We start from the raw sequence: 18020 nt of genomic DNA, 5'->3' as shown, positions 1-18020 counted from the left end.
ACGTATGAGCTGGTGGGTCCTGCACGTGGACATGGATCAGTTCATCGCGGCCGTCGAGATCCGGCGCCGGCCTGAGCTTCGCGGGCTGCCTGTCGTGGTGGGTGGGTCCGGCGACCCGACCCAGCCACGGCAGGTCGTCGCGACCGCGTCGTACGAGGCCCGGGAGTACGGCGTGCACTCGGGGATGCCGGTGCGGGCGGCGTACAAGAAGTGTCCGGACGCCGTCTTCCTCCCGTCGGACCCGGCGGCGTACGAGGCCGCGTCGACCGAGGTGATGGACACGCTGCGGACGTTCCCGGTGGTGGTCGAGGTGTGGGGCTGGGACGAGTGCTTCGTCGGCGCCGAGACCGACGATCCGGAGGCGCTGGCGGCTCAGCTGCGGGCCGCGGTGGCCGAGCGTACCGGGCTCACCTGCTCGGTCGGCATCGGCGACAACAAGACCCGCGCGAAACTGGCGACCAACTTCGCGAAGCACTCACGCTCGCACGCCGTACCGTTCGAAGGTGCCGGCGCACCGGATGAGGCCGGCGCCGCCGGCGTCTACCGCCTGACCGCGGCCAACTGGCGCGCCGTCATGGATCATCGCCCGGTCCGCGACCTGTGGGGCATCGGCAGCCGGATGGAACGCAATCTCAACGAACTCGGCCTCACCACGGTCGCCGAACTCGCCGCCGCCGACGTCGATGGACTGAAGCAACGCTTCGGCCCGAAGATGGGCTCCTGGTACGCCGCCCTGGGCCGCGGCCTGGGCGACACCCAGGTCACCGACGTACCGCGTGAGCCGGTCTCGCGCAGCCACGAGGAAACCTTCCCCGAGGACCTCGCCGACCGCGCCGCCGTCGAACGCGAACTCCGCCGCATCGCCGTCGAGGTCACCGAGGAAGTCGTCGCCGAAGGCCGCACCATCCAACGCGTCTGGGTCAAGGTCCGCTTCATCACCTTCTACACCCCGATCAAGAGCCGCAAACTCAAGACTCCCACCCAGGACCCCGACCAGATCGCCACCGCAGCCCTCGAACTCCTCGACAAGTTCGACCTCAAACGCCCCATCCGCCTCCTCGGCGTCCGCGTCGAATTCGTCCCACCCGAACAGTCCGACTGAACGCCTTGTACGGCGGCTGCCTGGTCCGCCTCCTGTCGAGCTGCCGATTGTCAGAGCTTGTAGGTGCGGGTTGCGGTGGTCGCGAAGACGGACTCGCGCTCCGCGGGGGTGAGCTTCGAGGTCAGGGAGTCGGCGGTTTCGGCGACCTCGGCGTACGTCGCGGCGAGGAGGCAGACGGGCCAGTCCGAGCCGAACATGACTCGGTCGGGGCCGAAGGCGTCGAGGACTACGTCGGCGTACGGCTGGAGGTCAGCGGGCTTCCACGTTGCCCACGGGGCCTCGGTGACCATGCCGGAGAGTTTGCAGGTCACGTTGGGGAGCGCGGCCAACTCGCGGAGCTGACTTGCCCAGGGTTCCAGCGGGTCGCCGATGACGGGCTTCGAGATGTGGTCGACGACGAACGTCAACTGCGGGAGGTTGCGGGCGGTCTGGATCGCGGCGGGGAGATGTGGTGTCTTGGTGAGAAGGTCGTAGGCGAGGCCGGCGTCGGCGATCGCCGCAAGGCCGCGTTGGACATCGGGGCGGAGCAACCAGTCGACGTCGGGTTCGTCGTGGACCTGGTGACGGATCGCCTTCAAGTACGATCCATCCGGACGAGCCATCAACCCGGAGAGCGACTGCTGTACGTCGGAAGCAGTCAGGTCGACCCAGCCGACCACGCCGGCGACGAGATCGTTGCTCGCGGCAAGTTCCAGGAACTCGACGGTCTCTGCGACCAGCCCGACGGTCTGGACGACGACCGTCGACGTCACGTCGGCCGCGGCCGCGAGCGGCGCCAGGTCGGCGATCGCGAAGTCGCGCCGGATCGGGTCCAGCTCCGGACCCACCATCCAGCTCTGTTCCCGGACGCTCAGGTCCCAGACGTGGTGGTGTGCGTCGACCCTCATGCGCGCCTCCTCAGCCGACCCGGCGGTCGTCGATCGCGTCCTGGTTCCAGTCGATTCCGAGACCGGGCGTGTCCGGAGCGACCGCGTGCCCGTCGACGATATCCATCTCGGTCGACGTGATCGCCCGCAGTTGCGGGATGTGCTCGACGTACCGGCCGTTGGGTACGGCGGCCGTCAGGCTCACGTGCAGTTCCATCAGGAAATGCGGGCACACCTCGAGGTTGAACGTCTCGGCGAGGTGCGCGACCTTCAGCCACGGCGTGATGCCGCCGATCCGGGCCACGTCGACCTGGACGATCCCGGCACCACCGGCGGCGAGGTACTCGCGGAACTGCGCGACGGAGTACAGCGACTCGCCGACCGCGATCGGGATCGACGTCGACTCCGCCAGCCGGACGTGCCCGGTGACGTCGTCGGCCGGCAGCGGTTCCTCGAACCAGGACAGGTCCACGGCCTCGAACGCGGCCGCCCGGCGCTTCGCCTCGGCGTACGTCATCGACTGATTCGCGTCGACCATGATGTCCATCGACGGACCGACCGCATCACGTACGGCGCGCAGCCGTTCCACATCCTCGTGCACACGAGGTTTGCCGACCTTGAGCTTCACTCCCGGCCAGCCCGCCTTCTGCGACGCGAGTGCACCGGCGACGAGCTCATCGGTTGTCAGGTGCAACCAACCGCCCTCGGTGTCGTACAGCGGCACCCGCTGCCGGTACCCACCGGCCAGCCGCCACAACGGCTCACCGGCCCGCAGGCAGCGCAGGTCCCACAGCGCCGTGTCGACCGCGGCCAGCGCCAGCGACGTGATCGCCCCGACGGTCGTCGCGTGCGTGGACCAGAACAGGTCGGCCCACAGGGCCTCGACATTGCGCGCGTCGGTACCGACCAGCCGCGGCAGCAGGTGGTCCCGGAGCAGCGCGAGTACGGCGGTCCCGCCGGTGCCGATCGTGTACGAGTACCCGAGTCCGGTGAGCCCGTCCGCGGTGGCCAGCGAGACGAAGATCGTCTCCTGTTTGAGGAACGCCTGGACGGCGTCGGTGCGGACGGTCTCGACTTCGAGGTCGACCAGGTACGCGTCGGCCCGGACGATCGTCGTACTCACCGTACTCACATGACCTCCGAACTCACAGTGTCTCCGAACCCGTGGCGGCTCCCGCAAGATCCTATAGGATATTGCGCATCCTGATGCTCCCCCTTCACACTGGACGCGTCAAGGCGGACTGCGGGTCGGGCAGAATGATTCCGGGAGGAGCGACACGTGACTGATGCACATGTAGGCCTGGCCGGGCAGCTCAGCCGCCTGCCCCAGCGCCAGGTGCTGAGCGACGACGTCTACGAGACGGTCAAGGGCCTGATCATGGACAGCGTGGTCGAGCCCGGCACCCGCCTGAACATCGACGCGCTCACCCGTGAGCTGGGAATCTCGCAGACCCCGATCCGGGAGTCGCTGGCCCGGCTGGAGTCCGACGGCCTGGTGATCAAGGAGCCGTTGCGCGGGTACCGCGTGTCGTCGCGCCTGACCCGCGAGGAGTTCGAGGACCTGTTCGAGTACCGGCTGCACATCGAGCCGTGGGCGGCCGGTCGCGCCGCCGAGCGGTCCGGCAGCGAGGACCTGGCCCGGCTCAAGGCGGAGATGCTGAGCTACACCGACGTCCCCGACCGGCCGGCGTACGAGAGCTACCGGGCGATGGCCGCGCACGACCAGCGGTTCCACGACCTGGTGCTGGAACTGTCCGGGAACGAGACGGCCCGGTTGTCCTTCCAGCGGACACACTGCCACCTGCACCTGTTCCGGCTGTACTACGGTGGCGGCATCGCGACGAAGGCGTTGCGAGAGCACAAGACCGTGGTGACCGCGGTCCGCAAGGGTGACCCGGAGGAGGCGGCCGCGGCGATGCGGGCGCACATCGAAGCCTCCCGCGCCCGCCTGCGGCCGATCTTCGATCAAGACTGATCCGTCCTGAGGAGTCCTCTGTGGAACTGCTGCGCCTCGGCGCGGTCGGCGAGGAGCGCCCGTACGTGCGCGCCGCCGACGGCACCGTTCACGACCTGAGCCCGCTGACCGCCGACATCGACGGGGCCTTCCTCGCCGCCGACGGGATCGCCCGCACCCGCGCCGCGCTCGAGGCCGGCGAGCTGCCGGTCGCCGGCACCGAGGGCCTGCGCGTCGGCGCACCGATCGCCCGCCCGGGCGCGGTCGTGTGCATCGGGCAGAACTACGCCGCGCACGCCGCCGAGTCCGGCGCCGAGCCGCCGAAGCAGCCGATCGTCTTCTTCAAGCACCCGAACACCGTCGTCGGCCCGTACGACGAGGTGCTCGTCCCCCGCGGCTCGGCCAAGACCGACTGGGAGGTCGAGCTCGCCGTCGTCATCGGCAAGCAGGCCCGGTACGTCGAGACCGACGAGGACGCGCTGGCCTGCGTCGCCGGGTACGCCGTCTCGAACGACGTCTCCGAGCGCGCCTTCCAGATCGAGGTCTCCGGCGGCCAGTGGTCCAAGGGCAAGTGCTGCGAGACCTTCAACCCGCTCGGCCCGGCGCTGATCCCGGCCGACGAGGTGCAGGACGTGCAGAACCTGCAGCTCAAGTCGTGGGTGAACGGCGAGCCGCGGCAGGACTCCAACACCGAGGACATGATCTTCGGCGTCGCGGCGCTGATCCGCGATCTCTCGCAGTACATGGTCCTCAGCCCCGGTGACATCGTGAACACCGGTACGCCGGAAGGCGTGGCGCTGTCCGGCCGCTTCCCGTACCTGTCGCCCGGCGACACCATGGAGATGGAGATCGAGGGCCTCGGCAAGCAGAAGCAGTCCCTCGGCAAGGCCTGAAAACTGTCCCCGGCCGGCCTTAAGGTCGGCCGGGTGACCGACTTCCTCGCCGAGATCAGCAGCTCCTACGACAACGTCGCTGTCTCGTACGCCGAGCTCGTGGTGGACGGTGCCGACTGGGAAGGCGAGGCGTTCGACCTCCTCGCGAAGCTGATCCCGGACGGGCCGGTGCTCGACGTCGGCTGCGGCCCGGGCCGCACGACCGGCCTGCTCGCCGAGCTCGACCTGCAGGTCACCGGGATCGATCTGTCACCCGGGATGATCGAGGTTGCCCGCCGGGACCACCCGGAGCTCGACTTCCGCGTCGGCTCGATGACCGCGCTCGATCTGCGGGACGGCTCGATGGCCGGCGTGGTGTCGTGGTGGTCGATCATCCACCTTCCGCGCGACGTCGTCCCGCAGGCGTTCGCCGAGTTCCACCGGGTGCTCGCTCCCAGCGGTGTCCTGCTGATGGGGTTCCACGTCGGCGAGCAAACCACCCACAAGACCTCCGGGTACGGCGGTCACCCGATGAACGTCCACGTCCACCGCTGGACCGCCGCCGCCCTGTCCGAGATCGCGCTCGCGGCAGGCTTCACGCCGTACCTCGACGCGGAAATTCCAGGCGACCGCCTGTTCTTCCGCAGGTAACGTCAGCGCATGACTTCCCGCGTGCGAACCAGCTGATGACCCCTGCCGAGGCCACCGAACAGTGGCGAACCCAGGGTTTCGTGGTGCTGCCGGGCTTCCTGTCGCCGGCTGATCTGGCGCCGGCGCTCGGTGATCTGCCGACGATGTTCCCGACGCCGGAGGGCTTCCACGACGGGACCGACGAGCGACGAGCGCGGTACGTCGAGGACGAGTTCGACGGGATCGACGTTTTCCCGTTCGGCAGCCCGGAGTTCAGCCTGCTGGCCGTCCACCCGCGGATCGTGGAGCTCGCGGAGACGCTGCTCGGGCAGTCCGATCTGCGGCTCTCGTCGGCGGAGGCGTGGGCGAAGTACACCGGCGCGACGTCGTACGACCAGGAGCTGCACCGCGACTACCTGAACCAGACGATCCTCGTCCCGACCCGTGAGGACCGTTACCAGCACCTGGAGCTGTTCGTGTTCCTCGTCGACGTACCGGAGGAACTCGGCCCGCCGCATCTGGTGCCGTACGAGCACACCGCCGACCTGCCGATGAACCCGAACTTCTTCCCACGGTCGGGTGGTCAGGGCGACTTCACGTCGCCCGACGACAACACCCGCCTGTACGACGCCGAGCGGTCCGGCGCCGGGCCGGCCGGGACCGTGATCGCGTTCAACACCCGCACGTTCCACCGCGGCACCGGCCTGCGGCGGCCGGGCGGCGCGCGGTACTCGATGCAGCTCATCTACCGTCCGGCCGAGGCCGACTGGGGGCAGCGCGTCGCCTGGGCGGCCCGTAGCCACGAGCCGGGCTGGTACGAGTTCGTCCACCGAGCCACGCCCCGCCAGCTCGAACTCTTCGGCTTCCCGCCGCCCGGCCACCCGTACTGGACCGACCAGACGCTGACCGGCATCTCGCAGCGCTACCCCGGACTGGACCTGAGCCCCTGGCAGCGCGCTCACGAGTGAGTGGTTACAGGTCGTCGTCGTACGGGGTTTGGCCGGTGAAGGTCAGGCGCCAGTCGGTGGTCTCGGCGTCGACGGTGAGGTCGTAGCCGCTGCGGCGGGCGGTGAGTTGGTGGTGGCCGTCGGTGACCTCGGCGATGGTGACCTTCCAGCCGCGGCTCTCGAGGGTCTCGGCCGCGAAGGAGACCTGCGCCTCGGGGTCCGGGGTGGTCGGGTCGCCGGTCTCGACGGTGATCGTGCACACGGACTCGCGCCCGTGGTCGTCGGCGAGGGCGGACTCGTCCGCCGGGCCGACGTCCTGCGTCACCGCCGGCGTCTGAGCCGGTACGACGATCGCCGCCACCGCGAGGAGTTCCGAGCGGAGGAAGTTACGAGCTTCGGTCAGCGTCACGCTTCCGTGATACACCGTGCGGCCAAGCCCCGCGAGGCCACGCCGCGTTTCTGGTGTCCTGAGCCGGAGGTTCGGCGAGTGATTTCGGTGGTCAGGTGCGTGCATCGCGGTGCGTGGTCAGTGGCCTCGATGCGGAGCATCGTGGGCGCTGGGCACGTGCCGTGAGGTGCGTGCTGGGCGCCGAAAGCGCCGTCGAACCTCCGGCTCAGGACACTGGCTTAAGAAACGAGCGGGGTCTCTCCGGTGAACGTTATCCGCCAGTCCGACTCCCAGGCATGGACCGCGACCTCGTACCCGTTCCGGACGGCGGCGGCCCGGAAATGCCCCTCCTCCGGGGCCGCGATCTCCACGGTCCACCCTCGCGCGCGCAGTGCCTCGGCAGCAGCCGCGACCTCCGCTTCGGGGTCCGGCGCCGACGGGTTCCCGGTCTCGACGGAGATCCGGCACACGGTCGCCGTACCCCGCCCGTCGAACAGTACGCCGGGATTCACCGGCCCCGAGTCCCGCGTCACCACCGGCCGCTGGCCTGGTACGACGGCTGCCGCCACCGCCAGCAATTCGTTGCGCAGGAACTCCCGCTGCTCGCTCATCCGCGCCCACCTCCCGACGGCCGCGACCGTCCGGTGCCCGCGGCCCGCGATCCTCCGATACTGCCCCGTCCGTCGGCTCCACGCCCGGTGACCCCACGCCCCACAACGCCACGCTCCCCCGCTCGCTGCTCCGCGGAACTCCACCCCGGCGCCCGCTCCCCGACACTCGAACCCGCGCCGCGCGAACCGCCGGCACTCGGGCCCGCGCCCGCCGGACTACCGGTACCCGGGCCGGCACCGGGCGCACCGCCGGTATCCGGGCCCGCGCCAGTAGTCGGCGTCGCGCCGGGCGGACCGCCTGCATCCGGGCCCGCGCTGGGCGGACCGCCAGCACTCAGTTCGCCGGCGTTGACGGGCGCTTTCTCGCGTCCGGACGGTGCGGACGGGGTATCGCTGGGGTGTCGGTGGTGTTTGGTGAGTGCTGCAAGTCCGTCGAACACCCGCGACGCCGTCTTCGCGGCCGCGTTGAACGCGTCGCCCCAGGAAGCGCCGAGGAGCAGCTTGGTCTCGGCGGCCCGGCTGGTGTTCGTGCGGGTGATCTCGTTCAGCTTGCCCGCGATCACCCGGCCGATGTTGCGGAGCGCCTCGCTGGTCGGGCGGTAGTACTCGTTGTGCCAGCGCACCGAGACCGCCTCGTCACGGGCCAGCGGGTCGTTGGTCTCCATCCGGATCGCGTCGGCGAACGTCGCGGGGTCCGGCCCGTGCCACTCCGACAGCGCGACATAGTCGCCGGGCGCGCGTTCGACGTACAGCGTCGTCGCCGGCGTCACGAAGTCCGACGCCTCGTCGACGTGCTTGTCGATGCCCGGCGAGCCGGTCATCACCACCTGCGGCGGACGGGCGCCGAGCTCGAGCGCCACCCCGGCCACTTTCGTGCCGTACGAGTGCGCGACGACGGTGACGTCCGCCTTCTCCGCCTTCAGCTCGTCGACCTCGTCCAGGAACTCCTTGAGCTGCGGCCCGCCCTCGGCCGCCGCGTCGTCCTCCGCGGCCTCGAGCAGACCCTGCGGCGAGCGGTAGTCGAGCCAGACGATCACCGCGGTCCCCGGCCCGGCCTCCTGCTTGATCAGGTCGCCGCGGTCCGCCTGCCCCGAGAACGTGTCGAGGCTGTTCCCCATCCCGGGAACCAGTACCGCGACGTGCTTCGCCTTCGGGAGCTCACCGAGCACCTCGATCGCCCGCCCTTGTCCCTCCGGGTCGACCTTGAGGAACTGCCGCTGCCGCTGGACCCCTACGACGTTGCCGTCGGCATCCTTCTCGCTGACGGTGACCGGGGCCAGCAGTTCCTTCACGGTCGCCAGGCGCTTTCGTTGCTCGGCGGTCGCGGTTCCGGCGTCGAACGCCGCCTGCAACCGGCCGCGCGCGGCCTCGAGCACGGCCAGATTGGCGCGGAACCGCTCGGCCAGTTGATCAGCCTCAGCCATGATGACTCCCCGTGACAGCCGGTCACCTGGGCGTGAGACCGGGCCAACCGCAGTTTGTCAGGCGGAAGGCACGAAGACCAGTGACCAGTTCCCGCTGTGGTGGGAAAGGCGGACCGCGGCGAGCGGCCGGACGTCGACGTGCCGCAGCGATTCGGCCGGCGCGTCCACGCCGTACAGGACGATCGCGCGGACCACCGCGGGGTGGACGACGGCGAGGATCGAACTGCGGTCGTCGTGCTGCTCGGCGACGTCCCCGAGCCAGTCCGCGACGCGGGCGAGGACATCGTTCTCGGTCTCGCCGTCCGGCGTCGCGGTGTGCGGCCGTTCGAGCCACGCCGAGACCCGTGCCGGATCGGCCGCCAGCAGGTCTTCCAGCTCCCGGCCGGACCAGTCGCCGTACTCGCGGTCCCGCAGCGCCGGCGCGACGATCGCGTCGTACCCCAGCGCCTCGGCCGTCCGTACGGCGGCCTGTTCGGGCCCGGAGTACACGGCGTCGGCCGAGAGCTTGAGGTCGCGCGCCACCTCGACACTCGCCGCATCCGGCTCGGCGTCGCCGCCGAGCACGAGTCCGCGCAGCGCGGGGGTCAAGGCGTGCGCGACCAGGGTCAGCGTCGTCAAGCCGCAGCCACCTTCGTTCGGATCGGCCGGCGGTCCACCGCGGCCGCGTACCCGAACCCGAGCAGGAGCCACAGCGTCGCCTGCGTACCGAGCGAGGCGAACCGGAACTGCCACAGCAGCGTAGCGGGGAACGTCTCCGGAACCTCGTTGATCCGCGGCAGGATCAGGTACGCCGCCACGACGGTCGCGAGGAGCCCGACGACACCACCCGCCAGACGGGCGACATCGCCGTACCGCGCGGCCCATCGGGACAGGGCGACGCCCGCCCAGACCGCGAGCAGACCGATCACCAGGGTCAAGAGGTAGGTGACGGTCCGGCGGGTGATGGTGTCCGGGTCGCCGACCGCCGGTGGGTTGGGTGGGTACTTGAAGAACGGGACCAGCACGATGCCGATGAAACCCGCGGCGGCGAGCCCGAGCGCGGCGTACGCGTCGTTCCCGGTCCGGAGCTTGCGGCGGAGCAGCGTGAACGCGACAGCGAACATCCCGCCGAGCGCTACGCCGTACAGGCCGGTCGCGAGAAACAGGCCGGCCCGCTGGCCGTCGCGGCTGACCAGCGGCTGTTCTGCTTCCGCCTGGTCAGCATGGTCGTGGTCATGGGTGTGCGCGGCACCGGCCTCTTCGATCGCGATCGCCGCGTCGACGCGCGGCTCGCCCATCACGTAGGCGAAGGTTCCGGCCAGCAGGCCGGCGAAGAGTCCGACGATCAGTCCGCGCACCAGGAGCGATCCGAAGGTGCGCATCTGAGCTAGTGGCAGGGCACGCCGAGCAGGTGGCGACCGTCGTGCATCAACTCGTGCAGGTACATCCCCGACTGGGAGACCGCGCCCTGGTCGAACCCGACCAGGTAGGCGAGCAGCAACATCAGGCCGACGCTGCCGAGAGCAGCGGCGAGAAGCTTGGGCGAAAGCGCCGGTACGGCGACTGAGCGGGCAGGAGTTGCCATTTGAACTGAACCTCCTGGGGAAGTGCGCGTCCCCTGAGAAAGGCTGCTGGCGCCCGAGCGTCCTGACTCACGAACCAAAGTTCGCTCACAGTGGCGCGGCCGTGCCGGATTCCCACCGGCTTCCCTCATGGCACCGCAGGTTGACCCTGGAACCGTAGAGGCCCGCCCACTCCCCGGTCAACGCCACCCGGCGCGCCGGTGACCAATCCCACCCCACCACCCCGCCCCACCTCCCGGGTCCAAGACACCTCCCGGGTCCTTGAACACCTCCCGGTCCCCGAACACAGGAAATAACCTGTCCCCACCCACCACCACGCCGGCGCACACCCCCCAACCGCCACCTCACCGCCCGCCGCCGCGCCACCCACGGCAACTCTCGCGCCGACTCCAGGTGACGCCGGGTACCTCCCCCGCTCGACCGCCCAGCCCACGCGATTCCGCGCCGGCGCAAGCCGCTGGAGAGTTGCCGGCCGCCCCACTGCCGGGTGTCGGTCAACTGGCGGCATGTACCGCGTCACCGGTGACACAAGCCGGTGGCGTCCCCAGCCATCGCCGAGTCGTGGCGTTTGGCTCGTGAGCTCCAACGCGAGTCGTGGATCCTGGCTCTCAATCCGCAACCACTCGCCACGACTCGACGGACGAGAGCATTCAACGAGGAAGGCGGGAGCAAGCGGCGGGCGGGATGTGGGTCGGCTGGCGGGTTGTAGGGGGTTAGGGGTGACATGACTTGCCGGCGGCGAGGCCTGGTACCGCGTGCATGGCGCGGGGCTGACCGGGGTGGCGGGGAGCGCTTACGCTGTGTGGATGCCGTCCGCTCATCATTTGGTTGCGTTTGCGATTACTGCGTTCATCATCATCGTTGTTCCGGGGCCCAGCGTGTTGTTCATCGTGGGGCGGGCGCTGGCGGTGGGGCGGCGGGAAGCCGTGTTGACGATGGTGGGGAACACACTCGGTGCCGCGACGATGCTGGTATTGATCGCGCTCGGGCTCGGGACGTTGATCGCCGCGAGTGCGGTCGCGTTGACGATCGTGAAGCTGGGCGGAGCGGCGTACCTGATCTACCTCGGGGTGCACGCGTTCCGGTCGCGGAAGTCGCTGGCGGTGGCGCTCGCCGGCGGTGTGAAGCCGGCGAGCAGCCGCAAGACCGTGCGGCAGGGGTTCCTGGTCGGCGTGACGAACGCGAAGACCGCGGTGTTCTTCGCGGCCGCGCTGCCGCAGTTCGTGGACAAGGGTGCGAGCAGCCCGGCGTGGGCGCAGATCCTGATCCTCGGGTTGATCTTCATCCTGATCGCGCTCTGCTCGGACAGTGTCTGGGCGGTGGTGGCCGGCACGGCGCGCGAGTGGTTCGCCCGTTCGCCGCGCCGGCTCGAGCTGGTCGGGGGTACCGGCGGTCTGATGATCATCGGTCTCGGCGCCAGCATCGCCGTCACCGGTTCGAAGGAGTAGCTCTAGACGGCAGCCGTACGACGACCCGCGACGACCCCGAGCAACGCCAGCACGGCCGGGAGACCGAACGCGACGACGTACGCCGTCACGGCCGAATGCGGTTCCATCGCCGCGAACAACGACCCACCGATCGCCAGCACCGTTGCTGTGGACAACGAGTCGCTGAGTTGCGCGGCGGAACTGTTCGCTCCCTGCTCGTCCCGCGGCGAGTACTCCAGCACGAGCACCGACAGCGTCGGGAAGACCGTCCCCATTCCGAGTCCGGTCAGCCCCCATCCGAGGATCCCGACCAGGACAGGCACGTGTGGGTTCAGCGTCAGCGTCGCGGCCGCGATCCCGAGGACGATCGCGAGCATCCCGGCCTGCAGGAACACCCCGTGCGAGAACGGCTGGTTCGGCCGGCCGCGGTACCAGGACGCCGCCGACCAATTGAGCGCGCTCACGGTCAGCACGAGCCCGGCCAACGCCGGCGACAGCCCGCGCTCGCGGGTCAGCATCAGCGGCAGGAACACCTCGGCGCCGAACCCGGCCGCAGCGACCAGACCGCGCAGCGCGATCACCGAAGGCAGTCCGCGACCGAAGGTGAACGTCCCGCGCGGCAGGAGCCGCGGCCCGAACGCGACCACCCCGGCAAGGCCGGCCCCGAGCAAACCGAGCTGCACCAGACCGTGCTGCTGCCCGCCGTAATGCAGGAGCCCGACACCGACGGCCGCCGCGATCGCCCACATCGCCCGCTTGTCCCAGAGCTTCCCAGGGCGCGGCTCGTGTGTGTCGCCGCGGGCCAGGCCGGGCCGCATGACCAGCGCGGCCGGGATCGCGAGCGCGGGGACGGCGAGGAACACGATGCGCCAGCTGGCGTGTTCGACGATCAGTCCGGCGATCGCGGGGCCGACGAGGGACGGTACGACCCAGCCGGTCGCGAAGGCGGCGAAGATCCGCGGCCGCAGCCGGGCCGGGTACAGCTGCCCGACCACGACGTACAGGGCGACCGTGAGCAGACCGGAGCCGAAGCCCTGGATGATCCGGCCGACGACCAGGACCTCCATGGTCGGCGCGAATCCCGCGATGAGCAGGCCGGCCAGGAACCACGCCGTACCGTGCCAGAGCGGGCGGGTCGGGCCTTTCAGGTCGCTCCAGGTGCCGGAGACAACCATCGCGACCACGCCGGAGGCGAGTGGCCCGCCGAACGCGAGCGCGTACAGGCTGAGGCCGTCGAGTGCCTGTGCGACGGTAGGCATCGCCGTCGCGACCGCGAGCGACTCGAAGGCGACCAGGGTGATCAGCGCGACCATTCCGATGGTCAACGCGCGGTACTGCGGGGCGAGGACGCCGCCTGAGTCGGTGGTCGGCCCGGTGGCGGGCTCGGCAACGGTGGTCATGTAGAGGACCATCGGCCCTCAAGTGCACTTTAAGTCAAGCACGGTCAGCTGACGGCGGCGAGCACCAGGGCGAGAATCGGCGGGACGGCCTGGGTGGCCGCGGCGCGCAGCATCCGGCGGTCGGAGGCGAGCAGTACGACGCCCGCGCCGGCCATGCACGCACAGGCGAACAGGGCGATCGCGTGTCCCTTGTCGCCACCCCAGATCAGCCCACCGAGCGCACCGATCGCCAGGAACAGGTTGTAGAACCCCTGGTTGAACGCCCACGGCCGCGCGGCCGCCATCTCGATGTCGTCCTTGACCAGGAACCGCCGGTAAGTGCTCGGCTTGCGGAACAAGAGGCTCTCCAGCGCGAACACGACGACATGGAACACCCCCGCCAGCCCGACGAAAACCTGCGCAATCAAACTCATCCGCGTCCTCGCTTCGCTGCGGGCGCGGCTGAGGCACGAGACGCACTGTGCTTGATGATGAATTCGCTTCGCTCATTCATGGCGCGAACGTACAGCTAGGCCCGCCAATCGGTGGCGAAGGCGCGCGCTGGGTTGTCCCGGAACACTGCGTCCGCGACGTCGGCACCGAAGTACCGCGTGATCCGCGGCCGGAGGTGGGTGAGCAGGTACGGCATCCCTGGTCCTTCACCGGTCGAGGCGCGGGCACGGGCACTCGTGGTGTCGCCGCCGAGCAGCAGCCGGTCGGCGTACCCGGCGTCGATGAGCGCGGCCAGGCAGTCGGTCAGCCGCGGGTCGGTCGCGTTGTTCGCCCGCGACGGCCCGTCGAATGCCAGCCACGCGCCGCGCTCCGCCAGCTCGAGATGCACCCGATGATCCGGGAACCGGTTCAGGTGCCCGAGGATGACCGCCCCCGGATGGACGTCGAGCTCGCCGACCAGGAGATCGAGTACGGCGTCCGCCGCGGATCCGTGCTCGTGGTGCACAGCGATCGGCGCGTTCGTCGCGTGGTGTGCCTCGGCCGCGGCGCGCATCACCAGCTCGGCGTGCGCGTCGAGCACGTGGAATCCGCCCGCGATCTTGATCAGCCCGGCCCGGACCGACGTCTCGCCGATGCCGGTCGTCAACTCGCGGACGAAGATCTCGGCCAGCTGGTCCTGGATCTTGTCGACGTACCCGTCGGGGTAGTGCTCCCGCCGGTGCAGTCCGGTCGCGGCGACGATCGACACGCCGGTGCCGGTCGAGATCCCGGGGAGCGCCCCGGCGCGGCGGTTCAGCCCGTGCGGCGTCCATTGCACGATCGCCTGGCCGCCGGCCCGCGCGAACGCCCGTACTTCGGCGACCGCTGCCGCCTCGTCGTCGAGCTCCTGACCTGGCAGGACCGCGGAACGGAAGAACAAGTGGTCGTGCGCGTCGCACACCCCGAGCGCTTCCGGCGCCAGGTCGTTCAGGACCGTTCGAATCCGCATCAGCATCCCAGGGTCAGGTCACGGCACAGCCAATGGAACCGTAACCCAACCCGGGGATCGGACTCAGGCCGCCTGTTTGCCGGGCGCCCGGCGACGCCGGCCGCGTCCGGCCGAGCGGCGGGACGGACCCGAAGACCGGCGACCGCCGGCGCGCGATGCCGCCTGAGATGCCACTTGAGCTGCCGGCTGCTTCTCCGGTGGCGCGACGTACGTCCGCTCGCCCGGAGCCAGCTCGGACAGCAGCGGGTCGCCGACGGCGAGCTTGGTGACCGTCGCGGAGATTCCGGCCTTGCGCGTCAGGTCGCGCACGTCGCGGACCTGGTCGTCGGTCATCAGCGTGACGACGGTGCCTTCGGCGCCGGCCCGAGCGGTCCGGCCGGAGCGGTGCAGGTAGGCCTTGTGCTCGATCGGCGGGTCGGCGTGGATCACCAGCGTGACCCCGTCGACGTGGATGCCCCGGGCCGCGATGTCGGTGGCGACGAGCGTCCGCGCCGTACCGTCGGAGAAGGCTTCCAGGTTCCGCGTGCGGGCGCCCTGGGACAGGTTGCCGTGCAGCTCGACGGCGGGAACACCCTGGGCGATCAGCTTCTTCGTGAGCGCCTTCGCACCGTACTTCGTCCTGGTGAACACCAGCGTCCGTCCCGGCGCCGCGGTCAGGTCCGTGAGCACCGGGAGCCGGGCGTCGGACTTCACGTGCAGGACGTGGTGGGTCATCTTGGCGACCGGCGAGCGGGCCGAGTCGACGCTGTGCGTGACCGGGTCGTTCATGAAGCGGCGGACGAGGACATCGACGCCGGCGTCGAGCGTGGCGGAGAACAGCAGCCGCTGCGCCGTGGCCGGGGTCGCTTCGAGGAGCCGGCGTACGGCGGGCAGGAAGCCGAGGTCGGCCATGTGGTCGGCCTCGTCGAGCACGGTGATCTCCACCGCGCCGAGCTTCGCGTGACCGGCCTTGACGTGGTCCTCGAGCCGGCCCGGGCAGGCGACGACGATGTCGGTGCCCTTCCGCAGGCCGTTGATCTGCGGGCCGTGACCGACACCGCCGAAGATCGTCATCGAGCGCAGGCCGAGCGCGTCGGCGAGCGGCGTGATCGAGGCCTGGATCTGGGTCGCGAGCTCGCGGGTCGGCGCGAGGATCAGGGCGCGCGGCTGGTTCGGGCGGCGCTTGCCGGCGCCGGCGGCGAGCCGCGCGAGGACCGGCAGGACGAACGCGTAGGTCTTGCCGGAGCCGGTCCGGCCGCGACCGAGAACGTCCTTGCCGGCCAGGGAATCCGGCAGTGTGGCCGCCTGGATCGGGAACGGCGCCGACACACCGGCCGCTGCCAGCGCCTTCACCAGCCGCTCGGGTACGCCGAGTTCGCCGAACGTGCGGTTGTCGGGGGCAACCGTTTCGGCCGGCTCCTCGAAGTTGCTGACAGCAACTTCCGGCTCCGGTGCGGTGAAAATGGCCGTCCTGGACGGACCCTGCTGGTTGCGTCCGGCACCGGAACGGCGCCGGCGACGCGGGCGGGTGGATGCGCTGCCCGCGGCGGCCGGCACGTTCGCGGCCGGGCGACGCGTGTTACCAGTGGCCTTGCGGTTCTGGGGTTCGGTGTTCGTGTTCGTGTTCGTAGACGTGGGGCGGCGGGCCGCCATAGAAGTACTCCAAAAGTCGGGGGTCGTCCTGCCCGGCGCGGCCGAATGGGGCCGCGGCGCGTGGTGGTCGACTGCTGGCGCAGAGTGATTGCGCACACCGGCCCGAGGCAGAACTGGGCGGGCCGTCGGAAACAGTCTACCGTGCCGGAGGCCATGACCGGCCGGATATTCACCGGATCCTCGTCACACCGGTAGGTTCTGCTGTGACGACAGACTCCCGGGTGGATCCACCCACCGCTGCCGACGAGCGCGCGCTGCTGCAGGGTTTCCTCGACTTCCACCGCGCCACGCTGCTGTGGAAAGTCTCCGGGCTGACCGGTGAGCAACTGGTCCAGCGCACTGTCGACCCGTCGAGTCTGTCGCTGATCGGACTCGTGCGGCACTTGAGCGAGGTCGAGAAGTACTGGTTCCACCGCGCGCTCGCCGGGCACCCGTCGCCGCCCAAGTACTGGACCGCGGAGCACCCCGACGGTGACTTCGACCTGGCCGACCCCGCGCTGGCGGAGCAGGACGTCGAGGAGTTCCGCGCGATCGTCAGGACCTCGGACGAGCTGGCCGCGAGCTACCCCCTCGACGCCACCTTCATCCGCCCGGGCCACGAAGCGCCGTACTCCGTCCGCTATCTCTACATCCACATGATCGAGGAGTACGCCCGCCACAACGGCCACGCCGACCTCCTCCGCGAGCGCGTGGACGGCGCCACCGGGGAGTAACGCTTACGGCTTGATGCTGCGGATCAGGCCGACGACGTCGTTCACCACGCCCTTGACGCCGGGGATCCGGGTCAGCCGGAGCAGCCGGTCGACGAGCGGGACCGACCGGTCGATCAAGGTCCTGGTCCGGCGGACGTCCGGGCTCTGGTCGTGGACCCAGAAGAGCACGATGCCCATCTGGAGCAGCCAGAGCAGTTCGGGAAGCTCGGACCTGAGATCGGCCGGGACCTTCAGATCCGACCCCTCGACGACGCGCCGGAAGATCTCCACGCTCGCATCCCGCGCCGGCCGGGACTCGTCGCTGAACGGTGACAGCGGACTCTTCGGATCGGCGGCGGTCTTGAAGAACGTTCCCGCGAACTCGTGGTACGGCTCAGCCACCTCCAGCCAGACCCGCAGTACACCGGCCAGCCGAGGGACGAAAGCCTTCTCCGTAGCGAGCAGCGGCTCCACTGCCTCGCGGTGCTGGTCCTGGAGCAGGTCGTAGTACGCCTGCATCAGGTGGTCCTTGGAACCGTAGTAGTAGTACGCGTTGCCCACCGAGACCCCGGCCTCGGTGGCGATCGCGCGCATCGTGGTCCTGCCGTAGCCCTGCTCCCGGAAGAGCCGGAGCGCGGTCGACAGAATCAGCTCGCGGGTCTGCTCACCCTTCGCGGTAGCACCGTCCGTCACATCCGTCAGCGTAGTCACCTCCCTGCATGGTCAGGCTCCGCAGCCCGGCGGCCGCCTGCACGATCGCTCGCGCGACGGGGCGCATCGCCGGACTCGCCAGCCGTACGGCGGTGTGCCTGTGCTCCCCCGTGGCCCACAGGCACACGATCCACGCGCGGTCCCCGACGTACACGGACCCGTCGTCGGCCACCACCGTGACCTCGCGCAGCGTGGCGGCGTGGTCCAGCGAGGGGTAGAGCGCCCGCGCGTACGTCGACCCCGCCGCGACGAACCGCAGACGCACCACCCCGCCCCGCCCGTCCGGTGCCGGACGCTGCACCGCCAGCCAGTCCTTGAACCGGCGGCACATCCCGCACCCGGCGTCGTACAGCACCGTCAGCTCACGCACGGCCCGGCGGCC

At 70.2% G+C, this 18020-nt stretch carries 21 protein-coding genes and 1 riboswitch; of the genes, 7 read left to right on the top strand and 14 right to left on the bottom strand.

The features are described from left to right. Positions 1-4 precede the first annotated feature (4 nt). Positions 5-1102, top strand: a complete 1098-nt coding sequence (locus ACFYRH_RS06410; protein WP_387769044.1) for a DNA polymerase IV — start codon at positions 5-7, stop codon at positions 1100-1102. Positions 1103-1152: 50 nt separating this feature from the next. Here the strand turns inward: ACFYRH_RS06410 and ACFYRH_RS06405 are convergent, their stop codons facing one another. Together ACFYRH_RS06405 and ACFYRH_RS06400 are read right to left on the bottom strand one after the other, a co-directional pair. Continuing rightward, a complete protein-coding gene (locus tag ACFYRH_RS06405) occupies positions 1153-1989 on the bottom strand; it encodes an amidohydrolase family protein (protein WP_387769041.1) in 837 nt (278 codons plus the stop codon). A 10-nt stretch (positions 1990-1999) separates the two neighbouring features. Further along, on the bottom strand, positions 2000-3091 hold the full coding sequence (locus ACFYRH_RS06400; protein WP_387769038.1) for a mandelate racemase/muconate lactonizing enzyme family protein: 1092 nt from the start codon (positions 3089-3091) through the stop codon (positions 2000-2002). 156 nt (positions 3092-3247) lie between these two features. Here ACFYRH_RS06400 and ACFYRH_RS06395 point away from each other — a divergent pair, with 156 nt between their 5' ends. Genes ACFYRH_RS06395 through ACFYRH_RS06380 form a run of 4 tightly spaced genes read left to right on the top strand, consistent with a single transcriptional unit; the run spans position 3248 to position 6392 of the window. Beyond that, positions 3248-3943, top strand: coding sequence for a GntR family transcriptional regulator (locus tag ACFYRH_RS06395; RefSeq protein ID WP_387769035.1), 696 nt, complete (start codon positions 3248-3250; stop codon positions 3941-3943). Between the two features lie 20 nt (positions 3944-3963). Then, entirely contained in the window at positions 3964-4815 is an 852-nt protein-coding gene (locus tag ACFYRH_RS06390) for a fumarylacetoacetate hydrolase family protein (RefSeq protein ID WP_387769032.1), read from the top strand. A gap of 33 nt (positions 4816-4848) precedes the next feature. Beyond that, positions 4849-5445: a class I SAM-dependent methyltransferase gene (locus ACFYRH_RS06385; protein WP_387769029.1), complete on the top strand. Its 597-nt coding sequence runs from the start codon at positions 4849-4851 to the stop codon at positions 5443-5445. Positions 5446-5480: 35 nt separating this feature from the next. Further along, positions 5481-6392, top strand: a complete 912-nt coding sequence (locus ACFYRH_RS06380) for a phytanoyl-CoA dioxygenase family protein (RefSeq protein WP_387769027.1) — start codon at positions 5481-5483, stop codon at positions 6390-6392. Between the two features lie 4 nt (positions 6393-6396). Here the strand turns inward: ACFYRH_RS06380 and ACFYRH_RS06375 are convergent, their stop codons facing one another. The 6 genes from ACFYRH_RS06375 to ACFYRH_RS06350 form a co-directional block, all read right to left on the bottom strand. Then, positions 6397-6780: a hypothetical protein gene (locus tag ACFYRH_RS06375; protein WP_387769024.1), complete on the bottom strand. Its 384-nt coding sequence runs from the start codon at positions 6778-6780 to the stop codon at positions 6397-6399. A gap of 218 nt (positions 6781-6998) precedes the next feature. Next, a complete protein-coding gene (locus ACFYRH_RS06370) occupies positions 6999-7370 on the bottom strand; it encodes a hypothetical protein (RefSeq protein ID WP_387769021.1) in 372 nt (123 codons plus the stop codon). Beyond that, positions 7367-8794 (bottom strand): alpha/beta hydrolase, encoded by a 1428-nt coding sequence (locus ACFYRH_RS06365; protein ID WP_387769018.1) that lies wholly within the window; start codon positions 8792-8794, stop codon positions 7367-7369. Before ACFYRH_RS06365 ends, ACFYRH_RS06370 begins: the two co-directional genes overlap by 4 nt. Before the next feature lie 57 nt (positions 8795-8851). Next, a complete protein-coding gene (locus ACFYRH_RS06360; RefSeq protein WP_387769015.1) occupies positions 8852-9412 on the bottom strand; it encodes a histidine phosphatase family protein in 561 nt (186 codons plus the stop codon). Beyond that, a complete protein-coding gene (locus tag ACFYRH_RS06355) occupies positions 9409-10155 on the bottom strand; it encodes a CbtA family protein (RefSeq protein WP_387769012.1) in 747 nt (248 codons plus the stop codon). Before ACFYRH_RS06355 ends, ACFYRH_RS06360 begins: the two co-directional genes overlap by 4 nt. 5 nt (positions 10156-10160) lie before the next feature. Beyond that, positions 10161-10358, bottom strand: coding sequence for a CbtB domain-containing protein (locus ACFYRH_RS06350; RefSeq protein WP_387769009.1), 198 nt, complete (start codon positions 10356-10358; stop codon positions 10161-10163). 38 nt (positions 10359-10396) lie between these two features. Continuing rightward, a riboswitch (cobalamin riboswitch) is annotated at positions 10397-10522 on the bottom strand. 640 nt (positions 10523-11162) lie between these two features. Here ACFYRH_RS06350 and ACFYRH_RS06345 point away from each other — a divergent pair. Continuing rightward, entirely contained in the window at positions 11163-11804 is a 642-nt protein-coding gene (locus tag ACFYRH_RS06345) for a LysE family translocator (protein ID WP_387769006.1), read from the top strand. A gap of 2 nt (positions 11805-11806) precedes the next feature. Here ACFYRH_RS06345 and ACFYRH_RS06340 read toward each other — a convergent pair whose 3' ends face one another. The 4 genes from ACFYRH_RS06340 to ACFYRH_RS06325 form a co-directional block, all read right to left on the bottom strand. After that, the gene (locus ACFYRH_RS06340; protein WP_387769004.1) at positions 11807-13183 is read right to left on the bottom strand and encodes an MFS transporter; all 1377 of its coding nucleotides are present in this window, start codon (positions 13181-13183) and stop codon (positions 11807-11809) included. 44 nt (positions 13184-13227) lie between these two features. Beyond that, entirely contained in the window at positions 13228-13596 is a 369-nt protein-coding gene (locus ACFYRH_RS06335) for a DUF1304 domain-containing protein (protein ID WP_387769001.1), read from the bottom strand. A gap of 95 nt (positions 13597-13691) precedes the next feature. Beyond that, positions 13692-14603, bottom strand: a complete 912-nt coding sequence (locus tag ACFYRH_RS06330) for a phosphotriesterase (protein ID WP_387768998.1) — start codon at positions 14601-14603, stop codon at positions 13692-13694. 63 nt (positions 14604-14666) lie between these two features. Then, positions 14667-16235 carry a DEAD/DEAH box helicase gene (locus ACFYRH_RS06325; RefSeq protein WP_387768995.1) on the bottom strand — a complete coding sequence of 523 codons (1569 nt, stop codon included), beginning with the start codon at positions 16233-16235 and terminating at the stop codon, positions 14667-14669. A 203-nt stretch (positions 16236-16438) separates the two neighbouring features. Between ACFYRH_RS06325 and ACFYRH_RS06320 the strand changes: the two genes are divergently transcribed. Next, entirely contained in the window at positions 16439-16948 is a 510-nt protein-coding gene (locus tag ACFYRH_RS06320) for a DinB family protein (protein ID WP_387768992.1), read from the top strand. A gap of 3 nt (positions 16949-16951) precedes the next feature. Here ACFYRH_RS06320 and ACFYRH_RS06315 read toward each other — a convergent pair whose 3' ends face one another. Beyond that, positions 16952-17620, bottom strand: coding sequence for a TetR family transcriptional regulator (locus ACFYRH_RS06315; protein WP_387768989.1), 669 nt, complete (start codon positions 17618-17620; stop codon positions 16952-16954). Next, positions 17592-18008: a thiol-disulfide oxidoreductase DCC family protein gene (locus ACFYRH_RS06310; protein ID WP_387768986.1), complete on the bottom strand. Its 417-nt coding sequence runs from the start codon at positions 18006-18008 to the stop codon at positions 17592-17594. The genes ACFYRH_RS06315 and ACFYRH_RS06310 overlap by 29 nt, the downstream gene beginning before the upstream one ends. Positions 18009-18020: the final 12 nt, after the last annotated feature.

Source organism: Kribbella sp. NPDC004875 (assembly GCF_042873375.1).
Lineage (GTDB): Bacteria > Actinomycetota > Actinomycetes > Propionibacteriales > Kribbellaceae > Kribbella.
This window is presented reverse-complemented; position numbering and strand designations above follow the sequence as displayed.

Bases quoted from the DNA above. Each gene is read 5' to 3' on its own strand.
- ACFYRH_RS06350 (WP_387769009.1), bottom strand. From the start codon at position 10,358: ATGGCAACTCCTGCCCGCTCAGTCGCCGTACCGGCGCTTTCGCCCAAG.
- ACFYRH_RS06325 (WP_387768995.1), bottom strand. From the start codon at position 16,235: ATGGCGGCCCGCCGCCCCACGTCTACGAACACGAACACGAACACCGAA.
- ACFYRH_RS06330 (WP_387768998.1), bottom strand. From the start codon at position 14,603: ATGCGGATTCGAACGGTCCTGAACGACCTGGCGCCGGAAGCGCTCGGG.
- ACFYRH_RS06355 (WP_387769012.1), bottom strand. From the start codon at position 10,155: ATGCGCACCTTCGGATCGCTCCTGGTGCGCGGACTGATCGTCGGACTC.
- ACFYRH_RS06335 (WP_387769001.1), bottom strand. From the start codon at position 13,596: ATGAGTTTGATTGCGCAGGTTTTCGTCGGGCTGGCGGGGGTGTTCCAT.
- ACFYRH_RS06365 (WP_387769018.1), bottom strand. From the start codon at position 8,794: ATGGCTGAGGCTGATCAACTGGCCGAGCGGTTCCGCGCCAATCTGGCC.
- ACFYRH_RS06380 (WP_387769027.1), top strand. From the start codon at position 5,481: ATGACCCCTGCCGAGGCCACCGAACAGTGGCGAACCCAGGGTTTCGTG.
- ACFYRH_RS06410 (WP_387769044.1), top strand. From the start codon at position 5: ATGAGCTGGTGGGTCCTGCACGTGGACATGGATCAGTTCATCGCGGCC.
- ACFYRH_RS06405 (WP_387769041.1), bottom strand. From the start codon at position 1,989: ATGAGGGTCGACGCACACCACCACGTCTGGGACCTGAGCGTCCGGGAA.
- ACFYRH_RS06370 (WP_387769021.1), bottom strand. From the start codon at position 7,370: ATGAGCGAGCAGCGGGAGTTCCTGCGCAACGAATTGCTGGCGGTGGCG.
- ACFYRH_RS06345 (WP_387769006.1), top strand. From the start codon at position 11,163: ATGCCGTCCGCTCATCATTTGGTTGCGTTTGCGATTACTGCGTTCATC.
- ACFYRH_RS06340 (WP_387769004.1), bottom strand. From the start codon at position 13,183: ATGACCACCGTTGCCGAGCCCGCCACCGGGCCGACCACCGACTCAGGC.